The sequence below is a fragment of the Mariniflexile sp. HMF6888 genome, from assembly GCF_044335535.1.
In the GTDB taxonomy this organism is placed as follows: Bacteria; Bacteroidota; Bacteroidia; order Flavobacteriales; family Flavobacteriaceae; genus Mariniflexile.
Map to the genome: position 1 here is coordinate 37,464 of NZ_JBIQVZ010000012.1, position 12,557 is coordinate 50,020.

The 12,557-nt window shown below is 33.7% G+C and carries 12 protein-coding genes; all 12 read right to left on the bottom strand.

Features of this window, described 5'->3' with window-relative positions; translation table 11 throughout:
* Nucleotides 1-177 precede the first annotated feature (177 nt).
* A complete protein-coding gene (locus ACGLWY_RS17510) occupies nt 178-897 on the bottom strand; it encodes a hypothetical protein (RefSeq protein ID WP_396620971.1) in 720 nt (239 codons plus the stop codon).
* 127 nt (nt 898-1,024) lie between these two features.
* A complete protein-coding gene (locus tag ACGLWY_RS17515; protein ID WP_396620972.1) occupies nt 1,025-1,408 on the bottom strand; it encodes a hypothetical protein in 384 nt (127 codons plus the stop codon).
* A gap of 165 nt (nt 1,409-1,573) precedes the next feature.
* Complete coding sequence (locus tag ACGLWY_RS17520; protein WP_396620973.1) at nt 1,574-2,041, bottom strand: carboxymuconolactone decarboxylase family protein; 468 nt, start codon at nt 2,039-2,041, stop codon at nt 1,574-1,576.
* A gap of 60 nt (nt 2,042-2,101) precedes the next feature.
* A complete protein-coding gene (locus ACGLWY_RS17525) occupies nt 2,102-2,833 on the bottom strand; it encodes a helix-turn-helix domain-containing protein (RefSeq protein ID WP_396620974.1) in 732 nt (243 codons plus the stop codon).
* A gap of 358 nt (nt 2,834-3,191) precedes the next feature.
* Nucleotides 3,192-3,830, bottom strand: a complete 639-nt coding sequence (locus ACGLWY_RS17530; protein WP_396620975.1) for a hypothetical protein — start codon at nt 3,828-3,830, stop codon at nt 3,192-3,194.
* 267 nt (nt 3,831-4,097) lie between these two features.
* A complete protein-coding gene (locus ACGLWY_RS17535; protein WP_396620976.1) occupies nt 4,098-4,688 on the bottom strand; it encodes a hypothetical protein in 591 nt (196 codons plus the stop codon).
* Nucleotides 4,689-5,000: 312 nt separating this feature from the next.
* Nucleotides 5,001-5,429 carry a hypothetical protein gene (locus tag ACGLWY_RS17540; protein WP_396620977.1) on the bottom strand — a complete coding sequence of 143 codons (429 nt, stop codon included), beginning with the start codon at nt 5,427-5,429 and terminating at the stop codon, nt 5,001-5,003.
* A gap of 665 nt (nt 5,430-6,094) precedes the next feature.
* Nucleotides 6,095-6,625 (bottom strand): hypothetical protein, encoded by a 531-nt coding sequence (locus ACGLWY_RS17545; RefSeq protein WP_396620978.1) that lies wholly within the window; start codon nt 6,623-6,625, stop codon nt 6,095-6,097.
* Nucleotides 6,626-6,890: 265 nt separating this feature from the next.
* A complete protein-coding gene (locus ACGLWY_RS17550) occupies nt 6,891-8,360 on the bottom strand; it encodes a hypothetical protein (RefSeq protein ID WP_396620979.1) in 1,470 nt (489 codons plus the stop codon).
* A 337-nt stretch (nt 8,361-8,697) separates the two neighbouring features.
* Nucleotides 8,698-9,954 (bottom strand): tetratricopeptide repeat protein, encoded by a 1,257-nt coding sequence (locus tag ACGLWY_RS17555; RefSeq protein ID WP_396620980.1) that lies wholly within the window; start codon nt 9,952-9,954, stop codon nt 8,698-8,700.
* Between the two features lies 1 nt (nt 9,955).
* The gene (locus ACGLWY_RS17560) at nt 9,956-11,263 is read right to left on the bottom strand and encodes an AAA family ATPase (protein WP_396620981.1); all 1,308 of its coding nucleotides are present in this window, start codon (nt 11,261-11,263) and stop codon (nt 9,956-9,958) included.
* Nucleotides 11,264-11,614: 351 nt separating this feature from the next.
* Nucleotides 11,615-12,523: a hypothetical protein gene (locus ACGLWY_RS17565; protein WP_396620982.1), complete on the bottom strand. Its 909-nt coding sequence runs from the start codon at nt 12,521-12,523 to the stop codon at nt 11,615-11,617.
* Between the last annotated feature and the right edge of the window lie 34 nt (nt 12,524-12,557).

Here is a 12,557-nt window from a genome sequence, read left to right on the forward strand (position 1 = left end):
AAAACCACACCTTATTGTAAAATGTAGTTTCATATATATGCTTACTTTTTCTAATATTGCTACGAAGCCACAAACTTCCAAAGAGCTAGTCTAACAAGCTAAAAACCGGTTCTGTCAACAGGGCGTTCATATTAGATCGTACCGACCACACGAACGCTAGTTATTGGCTGTTGTTTTTTATTCTTTTTCACAAGTCTTTTTTTCGAGAATAACTTTATATCTATTTATATCAGACTCTCCAACTGTGATAAAAGTCAATATTGATAAACCGTTTTTGTCTTTCATTCCGTCAGTCAATAATATGTTCTTATTTGTCTTCTTTTGAAAATCTATACATCTTTTTAATATTTCCAATCCTTTTTCCTTTTCTATTTCCGATGGTTCAAAAGGCTTGAACTTTTCTCCAGCAATTATTATAGTTGAATTAGCTAATTCTTCTTTTGTTGGTCGGAAAGTTGGTAATTCAGGTGCTAACTCATTAATTGGAAGCATTAAGTATATTTTGTCCGTTTTTTGAGTTTCAACTATAAAATTAGACTCTTTTTCATTGTCGGATATAAATATGTCAAGTTTGCTTCCAGTTAATTCACAACGATTGAATTCCATTTTTTTCAAATCGAAGCCTTTATCCAAAAGTTCAATTCTTAATTTTTTTGCACTAGCGATTAGTCCATTTTTAAGTGAATCTTTTATGGTCAAAAGTACTTTGTCGGTTTCATCAGATATTGGCCAATGTAATATCTTTCTATATTGTTCAATAGGCATTAAGAGATTGCCAAATCTTTCATATTTTTCTTTTTTTATAATATTCAAAATCTCTTTGGATATTGAGTCACATTGACCTTGAAGGTTCATTGCGAATAAGCTAAAAAGTATAATACAAGTAATTCGTTTCATTTTGAGGTAAATTACAGCCAACGGTTTCGGCTATGGACAGTGTGGGTTTTCAAACCGAGTCTTTGTCAACCGTGGCTAATTTTTATTAATTGCAAAACACTCATTTTTAACGTTCAGCCCACATTGGCTATAGCCTAGTGTTAGCTCCTGTTTTTATTTTTTTTAGTCCAAAGTATATTGAATAGCAAATAATAATAGTTACTATATGAAAAGTCAAACCGTTATAGTTTAAGTTGAGTAAAGCTAAATAGCTGACCACACTTACAATAATTGCAGTCATAAAACCAAGTCCACCTTGTTTTAAAAAATCAATGACTGTCCTCTTTTTGCCAATTGTCATTAACACATAGAAAACTATAGTTAGAATAACAATAGACTTAAATCTATAAATGTAACCATCGTCTTTGCCAAAGTAGAAATCCATGTCATGTGTTCTAATACCATTGTCGATATAGGCAATAACTAAAATTGTCAAAAGTATATGCAGAACGATCAAGATAACTTTGGTCATTTTAAATAGGTGCTAACAATTCTACAACCACAACAAACAGCAATCCCATCATAGTTATATCGTTTATGTATGCAATATATTACTTTTTTACCAATGGACTTACAAGAGGTGTCCTGTTCTTATAAAATTATGGGCTTGTGCAACAGTTACCAATTTTGTAAGCAGTTATTTTTCTTCTGCTCTTTCATTCAGTACTTCTTTTAGAGCCAAAGTTCCATTCAAAGCGGAGGGAAAACCTGCATAAACAGACATTAAAATCATAATTTCCGAAATTTCTTCTTTAGTTACACCTACGTTCAATGCTGCATTAATATGTACTTTTATTTGAGGCTCTGCATTTCCCATTGCAGCTAATGCAGCAACGACCGCAATTTCCTTTGTTCGGTTGTCCAAAATTTCTCGGCTGTAAACGTCTCCAAAAGGATATTCGATTATATATTCAGCCAAATCAGGCGATACATCTTTTAAACTTTCTATCACGTTCACGCCTGCCTGTCCGTCAATTTCTTTCAATTTTTCCCACCCTTTGTTGAAACGTTTTGTTTTCGTTGTGTCCATTTTCACTTGTTTTTCGATTTGCCCGTATCCTTTCATTGCAAAGAACAGGGTTGCTAAAATTGTTAGATGCTTCATTTTTTTTGATACAAAATTAGAAAGCAACAATCAGGTCGTTGCAGGACTTTTTACGATTAATCAGGTGTTTTTGAAGTCGGAAGGCGAAAAGTTGGTTTTTAGTTTAAAAATCCGAGAGAAATAAGAGCTGTCCTCAAATCCCAATCGGAACGCAATTTCTTTTATTGACAGGTCTGTGAAATATAGAAGACGTTTTGCCTCAGTTATCTTTTTTTCCAAGATAATGTTCTTTGGATTTTGTCCATAATTTTCCTTGCAGTGTTCGTTGAGTTTTTCCACTGTTATATGAAGTTGGTCAGCGTAATCTTTTACTGTTAGGTTTTTTGAAATGGTGTCAGCCACCAATTTCGAGAATTGCAATATTGTTTTCGATTTGGTTTTTCGATTATGCTCCAAGTCGCTTGCCGTTCTTGTTAAGTGAAGAAGTAAGTAATTAATCCCTGAAATAATAGATTTCTCGACCAAGTTATCGTTCAATTTTGATTCCTTAATCAGATTTTCTAGTAGTGGTTTTATAAGTTTGATACTGTCGGACTTAAGGTCAACAAATGCAATGTCCATTAATTCCAATGGAATTTCTTTTATGAAATGTTTGGCAAAAACCAAAATGTAGCCTTTCGATTCTTTTGAATATGACCAATTATGCACCTGTTTCGGCTGCATAAAAAAAAGTCGATCGTGTTTGATTTCATATTCCTCAAAATCAATAACATTTATACCCGAACTTCTGGTAAACCAAACAAGTGAATAAAAATCGTGCCTATGTGGCCAATCCACAACAGGATTTTCCATTCCTTCAAATGTTCCGACATAATAAAATTTTTCTGTTGGATTTGATACAATTATGTCCGATATGGAATATTCTTTTAGCAGGATATTTTGGTTTTAATAGCATACAACAACCATACAACCGTAACAAACATCTATACAATTGTAGCTATATCGTTCATGTATGCAATATATTACTTTTTAATAAGCTATTTAAATAAAAAAACTACACTTTATTGCAAAATGTAGTTTTTTATATATGCTTACTTTTTCTTTAATAGTGCTACAAAGTCACAGACTTCAAGAGCTGGTCTAGCAGGCTAAAAACCGGTTCAGTCAACAGGGCGTTCATGTTGGGTCGTACCAACCATACGAACGCTAGTTATTGTGCGTAGTTATTTATTTTCCATTTTTTTAAAATACTATCAGCTTGTTTCTTCGTAATATTTCCAAAATATGGTTTTCCAGAAATCCGCTGTTCTTCTCTTTCCATAATTGCCGGTGTTCCACAATAAAACGTGTCTATTTTATAAATGGAATGATTTGCTTCAAAATAATCTTTATTTCCGTTATCGTCATTGAAATAATAAGTTAGAAATAGATTTTCGGAAGTCAGAGAATCAATAGACCTTTCATAAAAGTCCATTTCAGCTGATATTCCATTTCTCCAAAATAGAATATTTGAATTAATCCAAGTTATTTTTCCTGATAAGTATTTGTCTTTATTTAAGGAATCAATTTCATAAGTCATTCCTGTTTTAATATCATTAAAAATAAATGTCTTTATGATTTTGTCGACTGAATTGCCATTGATTGGTTCTGCATCGTTGTGATATTCGTATTTCCAATTTTCAGATACTTTTTTTAATCCAATTTCGGTTCTTTTTTTGTTAAATGCGATTCCGTATTTTTTATAATTCAGTTGTTCATTTTGAGAGCGAAGAGAGATTTGATACAATAAAAATCCAAGGAAAATAATTCCAATAATTGCAATTAATATTTTCTTTAACGGGCTTCTCATAATTAGGCACAACGGCAGTCTGTCTCAAAACTCATTTTACCTCGCTGAGATTCTCATATTTGGAAAATCTCAAAGATAACTATCCGAATACATTTCCCAAAAAGGGAGGTTTGGAGACAGTCTGACGGTCTCGTATAACCGTCAGTTACGGGTTTAAATTTACTAATTTTCGATTAGGCACTGAAGCTTGCAATTCCGAGTGGATTCGGACGTAGTCGAATCCGCCGTAATTGCGGTTATACATTGTTGTGTGTAGGCTTTTTTTATTCAACTATACTTTTTCTTTTGCTCCACACTTTTCGGTTCAAATAACGTTTGGTATTTTCCATTTTCATCTGGGGAATGGATTTTGTATGGTTCTCTGTTTTGATTTTGTTCTTTTCTAATTTTATAAAACAAGTCCATTTCTCCGTTTAGAAATGTCAGTCCATATTTTTGTAATTCGGTATTCGCATTTTTCAAGCTTGGTTCAACTCCATTTTTTGTTGGGAATTTATATTCAGATGCTGTTGAATTTTGTTCAATCTCTCTCTTAAATCGCCAAAGTGCAACTGAATTCCAGTCATATTCAAAAACGTCTTCACTGTCTCCATCTCCGAAAATTATGTTATAGCAATATGGATAATCAGTCGGATAAGTTGTACTCGATATTTTTAGATATTGATTTTCCTTTCGGTAAATCATAATCGATGAATATTTTCCGATTTCAATTCGGTGTTTTTTGAATCCGAACTGTTCAAAAGTCGGAATAATGATTTCCGTAGCTTTTTCAGAGAACAACTTTTGTTCAGGCGATGGCTTTTCGGTTCTTTCCGATTTAGCTTTTTTGTTACCTTTTATAAAGTCAAATATTCCCATTTTTCTTCTTTTGCGGATTTTTGTCAGCTTACACACAACACTCATACAACCACAACAAACAGCAATCCCATCGTAGTTATATCGTTTATGTATGCAATATATTACTTTTTAATAAGGTATTAAATAAAAAAAAAAACACCTTATTGCAAAATGTAGTTTCTTATATATGCTTACTTTTTTTAATATTGAAAGAGCTGGCAGTTTAAAGAGCATCAAGCCATGCATCCAACAGGGAGAAGCTTAGAATTGTAATGGTTTGGAAGGTAGAAAATTCCGCCGTTATTGCGCTTAAACGGTGTTGTAATGCGTTTTTTATTCTTTAAAAATCTGCAGCTTTTCAATCCAAAATATTTTTGATTCAAAAAACTGAAGACTGGTTTTAATTTTTTTGTCTGTTTTATCTCTTGGAGATTTAGATATAAACCTCGCTTTGGAATTTTCAAAATCTAAATTATGTTTTTCGTCAATGTCATTTTTTTTATCTATGAAAAACGATATGATATTTTTATCCGCTTTCCATTTCCCTTTTCCGTACTTATTCACCTCTGGAGGAATCCCTTTTTTATTATTTGAATATGAATGAAAAAAGAAAGTCCCATCTTGATTTAAGGTCAGTTTATATTTAATTATGTGCGCTTCTTCATCTCCAAGAGTTCGAATATAATCGCCAATTATTTGGTTAGATTGCGAGAATATTGTCAAGCTAGAAATTAAAAACAAAGTAGTTATTATGAGTTTCATCGGTCTGTTTTTAAATGCATTACAAGATAGTTTCCTTTAGTTTGAAATCGCTGCAATAGGTTGTTTTGGCTTTAATATTTGCTAACGTTTATAATGTGTTATTGTGGTTTGCTATTTTTTTCTTTCCTCGAATTCTTTTATTGAAATATTTATCTCTTCTTGGCTCATTTGGTTTCCGCAATGACGACAAATTTGAGCTTCAATTTTAATCAATTCTTTACATTTATCACATTGTTTTCTTGGATCAATTCCGTACCTCAATATTAAATAAGCAATCCATCCAGTCATTGGGTGTAATCCAAAAAGCATCCAAAGTTTAGAAACCCCTTTGATTTTCGCCCATTTTAAGCCGAACCAAATAGGAATAAACCAGAAAAAAAAATATAATCAGTAATACAACTGCAAAACCAATTATACCTTCAAATGTGTTTTCCATAATATGTTTTTAAGTTTTTAAATAATAGATTTTAGTGGTCTTTGTTTTCCTTTTTCAAGAGTGTTTTTAATAAACCTCAATATGTTCGTGTATCTTGGAAAGTTGCGTGTTTGAGGGCGAGGATTTTGCTTCGCCGGTTCGCTGAGCTCGTGTCCGAAGGAAAATCGGAAGCCAGCAAACGGGCAACTAACTTTATGTTAGCTAAAACTAGCATTTTTTTATACACGGCTTAGGCAACGTTTTTTATTATTTTTTCAATATCCAAGTCAGTTTTTATTTCCTTTCCGCTTTCAGTAAATTCATAAAGTAGTGGTTTGTCTGATATTCTATTTATATATTTTTTACTAATGAGTAAATTTAAGTATCTTCTTATTTCCTCTTTAGAATTGGTCGTTGATTTAGCTACTTCGTGTAATAAAAGGGATATATGTTGAATTGGTTCAGAGCTATTATTCGATTGAAGCCATAATTCTTGGAAGAGCCTTTTCATTGTCTTTAATCTAAATTTTTCAGATTCCAAGTCTTCAATTATTTCATAGGTTTCAATTATAAATTTTTCATACGTTTTTTTTGAAACTCCGAAAAACCAACTTTGTCTTGGTTTTTTCTTAATTCGGTCAAATAAAAGTCTCATTTTAAAATCCTTTGCATATTCAGGAAACTGATCTAAAATTTCCCGTTTTGAAATTTGTCCGCTAAAAAACTTTCTTGCAAGATAAGCAGCATATTGTTTATCAGATTTTAGTTGATTTTCGGTCATTTCTCAAATGTTGACTAACGGCAGTCTGTCTCAAAACTCATTTTACTTCGCTGAGATTCTCATATTTGGAAAATCTCAAAGATAACTATCCGAATACATTTCCCAAAAAGGGAAGTTTTGAGACAGTCTGACGGTTACGTATAAAAATAGTCCGGTTTTGTGTGTGAGGATTTTCCGTAGGAAAATCAGAAGCTACAAAAGCGCACAAGCCTTTGTTTAAGCACTAAAATAAGCATTGTTTTTATACTTTGTTGTACGCTGGCTTTTATCTTATTAATTTTGTTGTGAATACTTCATTATTATTTAAAGAAGATTTTACAATGATAAGCTGATTACTAAAATCAGATTTTATAATAAATTCAGGTCTATTAATATTTTCTTTTGATAAAAGCAACTTTCCTGTAATATCATAAATCTTGATATTTTGGAATAAACTTTTATTCGTTTTAAATTGAATTTCGTTGTTACTATTGTATCTAATAAAAACAGATGTTTCTGAGTCAAAATCCTCAATGCTTAATGTATTAAAAGCAGACGTAAAATCGAACACTCTTACACGACCAGCTTGATCAAAACTAGCACTTGAATAATAACTTGAACCAACAACTACTGTTCGTCCGTCTGCAGAAATTGCTGTATATCCAGACCTATCACCTGCATTTTCACCATCTATATCATTTCCTACTTGTGTCCAAGTATTAGCACTATATGTAAAAAGTCTTACATGTCCAGCGTTATTACCGTTTCCACCGTTATATAATGCTCCTATTGAAACAACTTCACCATTAGAAGATAACGCTAAATTTTGCCCACTAGCATCTAAATCTGCTTCACCATCAATATCGCCACCTTTTTGTGTCCAAGTACCTGCAATGTTTTCATAAACTCTAACATGACCTGCATTATTATTGATGCCATCATTATTTATTGCCCCTATTGCTACGGTACTTCCATCAGGAGTAATGTCTACTGAAATACCGCTTCTGTCTTGAGAAGCTTCTCCAATAATGTCTGTTCCTATTTGTGTCCAAGTACCTGCAATGTTTTCATAAACCTTAACATAGCCATTGGTAATCATTCCTAGTTGGTCTGCTCCAATAGCTACTATAGATCCATCGTTGGAAAGTGCTAAAGACTTACCAAAATTGTCATTGTTTGTAACACCAAGAAGAGTAGAGCCAACTTGTGTCCAAGTGCCAGATATATTCTTAAATATTTTAACTTGTCCTGCGTTATTGTTGGCTGTATCATTACTTGGAGCACCAACTGCGATAGTGCTACCATCTGGAGATATTGCCACACTAATACCAAAAAGATCTGAGGCAGCATCACCTAATAGGTTTTGACCAATTTGTGTCCAAGTACCTGCAATGTTTTCAAAAACCCTAACTTGTCCAGCATATAAAGCAGTATCGCTATTATATGGAGCACCAGCAACAACAACAGAACCATCTGCAGAGATATCGATTGCCCAACCTAAATTATCATTAGAATTATAACCTAATATATCATTTCCAATTTGAGTCCAAGTTCCAGCAATGTTTTCAAATACTCTAACTTGTCCAACGTCTGAATTGTGGCCATTTGCTCCAGTAGCCATTATTGAACCATTTGCAGAAATAGCAATTGCCTGACCATTAAAGCTCCATTGACTTTCGCCATCGATGCTTTGGCCTGTTTGAACTTGAGCCTGTGCCAAGAAAGGAATCGATAATAGTAGTAGTATTTTGTTCATAAAATTTATATTTTTAGGCAAATGTATATTTTTTTTAAATATGTTTTTCAGCTTGCGTACAACAATTGTATAACCACAACAAACAGCAGCACCGTTGTAGTTATATCGTTTATGTATGCAATATATTACTTTTTCACAAATGGATTTATAAAGGTCTCTGCTTTTTGCTTAAAAGCCATCATAGTCCATGTATTACTACGCTATAACCGCCTTGAATTTAGACTGCAAAACTTCCATAAAAAACAAACGCCCTTAAAAGGGCATATTTATATCTTGTTTTTATAATTATAAGCTTCTGCAATAGTTACCCTTGTGGCGGTAGTTTTTCTTTCTTTTGTTATAGGTTGTCTTCCTTTATTAGCATATAGTTGGCAACCCATTGAAACCCCACAAATCCTAAAATAAAGACTACTGTCATAAAATTAAACAATTCACCTTTAGAGAAAGTCAGTCCAATTGCAATTAAGCCTATGACCGCTAAAGCAACGGTATAAATTAAAAGTCCATACTTATTTTTTGAAAGTGAAAACATAGTTCCTAATGGTAACATCATAGCAAAACCAAATACTGAAATAGTCAACATTTTCTCGTCAGAGGAAATAAAGTACAATAACAGTCCGACGATAAACAAAGCTAAACTTATAGCTACAAAATTTGAACTTATTTTTTCATTTTTGTCTAGGAGCAATTGTCCGTATTTGCTCAATCGTAGAAATAAATTACTTATTGGATTAATGACCCATGTTGAGAACGCAATAAAAGCAAGTGCTACAATTAACGGAACTAAATACGGTTGAAGATTTTCATTATTTCTTACTACTGTCCTTAATATCTTAAACCCAATATAAAAACCTATTATTACACCCCATTGATATTTTGCAGTGAGGTTACTCATAAAAAATGAATATTTCAAGAAAATACGATAAATTGGGCTTGTTGCTTTCAATGCTTCAAGCATACCCGATTGAGCATAGTCAAATGTTGGATCGTTTGACAGTGCTTCTTTAAAGTGCTCCAATGCCTTTTTATGATTTCCTTTTTCAAGTAAACCCCAACCATAGTTTGCGTGTGTGTATGCATTGTTAGGATCTTCCCGTAACGCTCCTTCAATAGTTTCAAATGATTCATCACTACGGTTAAGTTTATTTAAAGCTGTGCTTCTTGCGTTAAGTGCTAACAAATTTTCAGCATCAATTTCCAATGCTCGATTTGCCGTTTCGAGCGCTTCTTCAAATTGTTTACGACCTAACTTAATATTTGCAAGTAACGCAAAGTAATCAGCATCATAAGGGTCAAGTTCTATGGCTTGATTTATGTTTTTTTCAGCATCACTCAACTTGTCTTGCTGAATTGCAATACGAGATTTGATATAGAATAGATGCGAATCATCTGGCGATAGTCCGATTGCATTGTCAATAATATTGCCTGCTTTATAAAATTGGTCTTGTTGCAAGTTTACCTCAGCAAGTAATGATAAAAAATGAATATTGTTTGGATACTCTGTAAGTAAGTTTGAAAGGATTTTTTCTGCATCTGCAAATTTTTTTTGCCGAATAAGAATTTCAACTTTTGAAAGTCTGTTATCTTCTGTCATGTTACTTTTTTATTTTCATGTAAGTTAGAATGTCATCATAAAGACCTGAATCATTGGCAAATATTGCAAAGTTCTTTGCTGTTGAAAACCACTCTTGAGTGCTTGGTTTATGCTTCTTCAATGCAGTCAATAAGTCGCTTGTTTCGAGAGGTTTAGGAATACCATCACTAAAAGAAGACTCAAGTTTTTGTTCAATTGCAATATCTATAATGGCATCAATATCTGCACCCGAATAGTTATCAATTTTCTTGGCAATGGTTTGAAAATCAATAGTTCTTGTTGGTTTATTATTGAGTTTTAATCTTAAAATTGACGCTCTCGTTGTTACATCTGGCGGCGGAACAAATACAATTCTATCAAATCTTCCTGGTCGTCTAAATGCGGGGTCTAAATTCCAAGGTGTGTTAGTTGCTCCAATAATTAAAACGCCTTCGTTTGTGCTATCAATTCCGTCAAGTTCTTGTAAAAACTGATTTATTAAGTGTCTGCCACTTGATTGCTTCATGTCACTTCTACTTGCACCCAAGGCGTCTATTTCATCTATGAATAAAACGCAAGGTATGTTCTGCCTAGCTAATTCAAATATTTCATGCAGATTCTTTTCACTGTTGCCAATCCACATATCTAAAATGTCGTTCAGACTAACGCTTATAAATTTTGCGTTTACCTGTCCGGCAGTTGCTTTCGCAATAAATGTTTTACCACAACCTGGTGGCCCATAAAGCAAAATACCTCCACCAATTTTTTTTCCGTATGCTTTATAAAGTTCAGGGTGTAGTAGTGGTTTAATAATTTTTAATTCTATCTCTTTTTTCACTGCTTCCATACCACCAACATCACTGAAATTGATATTAGGTTTTTGCAAAAAGCGGTTGTCAATTTCTTCTTCTATTTCTGTAATTTCATTGCTTCCTCTTTGTCGCAATTGATTGTCAAGGTCTTCGTCAAAGTAATTTGGATCAATTGCTAATGCTTTTTTGTAGGCATCAATTGCTTTAGATATTGAATTTTCTTTTAGAAGTCCTTTGGCATAAAGGGTATAAACACCAATTTCATTTGTTCCATTTTCAATTAGTTCCTCTAAAATGACATTACATCCTGAATAACCTTCTTTTTTAAAAAACACAGTTGCGAGTCCTAGTTTGGCTTTATTGTCATGCGATATTTTAAGAAGTGCAGAATATTCTGCTTCTGCTTCCTCAAGTCTGTTCAAGTTCAATAAAGTGTCTGCAAGCAATTGTCTCAATGGGGTATTGTCTGGTGAATGTTTTAAAGCCTCACGTAAACTATCTATAGTATTCTGGGTCATATTTAAAATGTTACTCTGTTGTCTTAAATTACCGCCAACTCATTATACAGCAACATTCATCACTCATATCCAATAAGTACAGCAGAACATCATTAGTTTTTCACCTTCTTTTGCCTCCCCCTTTTTCCAAAACAACGAAAATTCCTATCCCACGCAATATATAAATAAATGTTATAAAAACTTTCAAAACACAGTTCTTTTTTAAGACCGTGTTTATTTGCTTATGCGACTCTGAACTCTTAACTCCTAACTCTAAACTCTGACCACTGACCACTGACCACTGAAAACTGACCACTGACCACTGAACACTGACCACTGAACACTGAAAACTGACCACTGACAACTGAACACTTAACAATGAATCCCCTCAAGATACTCCAACTGCCCCTCTCCAATACCCTTGGCCTCTTCAAAAAAACGCTCACATCGGTTAAAGGCTTTATCCACATCCTTTTCCGAGAATTCACTATGGGCTTTGAAACGCATGATATGGTGGGCATTGCACAGTATATAGTACATACGCTGTAAACCATACGATTTTTGCGGAAAAACCGTTTCCGGCAATTGGGTAAAGAGGCTACATAGATGCAACATATAAGACAATGAATAATGCTGTGGCTTAAACTCCCAAAAAACGTACAACAGTGCCATACAGATCTGTTCCAGGGCATGGTGCATAATGGCCAATCTAGAGGTGGAATCCCCAATAACGTCAACAACATCCACTAAGGAAATCAGGCAGTTGGCTCGGCGCATACGGCTGTTCCATTCCTCTTGGATACGCTGGTAAACATGCTTATGGAACGAGAGACCGAACAGACCCAATTTGGACAATGCGTCATCCTCTTGGTACATACAAGGTGTTTGGTTAAGCACTTTACTCAAAAAACGGCAACCATCGTTTAGCTTCGCTTTTACCTTTGGCAACGTATAAACAATAGCATATACTTTACAGCGCTGTTGCATGTTGTTATACAAAGTATCCATAAAGTCTTGCATGTTTTTTGGGATAGGCTTATGGGTAATGAGCAGCAGTGTATAGGTTATAACCTTTTGGGAGTTTACGCTTTCTGGAAACAGATATACATTCTGGGTCTGTTTCTCTTTGTAAACACTAATCACGTATACCGAATGTAACGGCACTTCCTTTTTTATTAGGGCAATAAGCGCTTTCTGGTATGGGAATTTCTTAAGTGTTGTTGTTTCCATAATATTTTGTTTTACATAAATTAAGGGAACAGACCAGACGTACCGAACCAAAACAGGTTGTATAAAACCACATCGAATTTGTTTT

Excerpts from the sequence above, each read along its gene's own strand:
- ACGLWY_RS17540 (WP_396620977.1), bottom strand. The coding sequence starts at position 5,429 with ATGAAACTCATAATAACTACTTTGTTTTTAATTTCTAGCTTGACAATA.
- ACGLWY_RS17555 (WP_396620980.1), bottom strand. The coding sequence starts at position 9,954 with ATGACAGAAGATAACAGACTTTCAAAAGTTGAAATTCTTATTCGGCAA.
- ACGLWY_RS17560 (WP_396620981.1), bottom strand. The coding sequence starts at position 11,263 with ATGACCCAGAATACTATAGATAGTTTACGTGAGGCTTTAAAACATTCA.
- ACGLWY_RS17545 (WP_396620978.1), bottom strand. The coding sequence starts at position 6,625 with ATGACCGAAAATCAACTAAAATCTGATAAACAATATGCTGCTTATCTT.
- ACGLWY_RS17535 (WP_396620976.1), bottom strand. The coding sequence starts at position 4,688 with ATGGGAATATTTGACTTTATAAAAGGTAACAAAAAAGCTAAATCGGAA.
- ACGLWY_RS17550 (WP_396620979.1), bottom strand. The coding sequence starts at position 8,360 with ATGAACAAAATACTACTACTATTATCGATTCCTTTCTTGGCACAGGCT.
- ACGLWY_RS17525 (WP_396620974.1), bottom strand. The coding sequence starts at position 2,833 with ATGGAAAATCCTGTTGTGGATTGGCCACATAGGCACGATTTTTATTCA.
- ACGLWY_RS17510 (WP_396620971.1), bottom strand. The coding sequence starts at position 897 with ATGAAACGAATTACTTGTATTATACTTTTTAGCTTATTCGCAATGAAC.
- ACGLWY_RS17515 (WP_396620972.1), bottom strand. The coding sequence starts at position 1,408 with ATGACCAAAGTTATCTTGATCGTTCTGCATATACTTTTGACAATTTTA.
- ACGLWY_RS17530 (WP_396620975.1), bottom strand. The coding sequence starts at position 3,830 with ATGAGAAGCCCGTTAAAGAAAATATTAATTGCAATTATTGGAATTATT.
- ACGLWY_RS17520 (WP_396620973.1), bottom strand. The coding sequence starts at position 2,041 with ATGAAGCATCTAACAATTTTAGCAACCCTGTTCTTTGCAATGAAAGGA.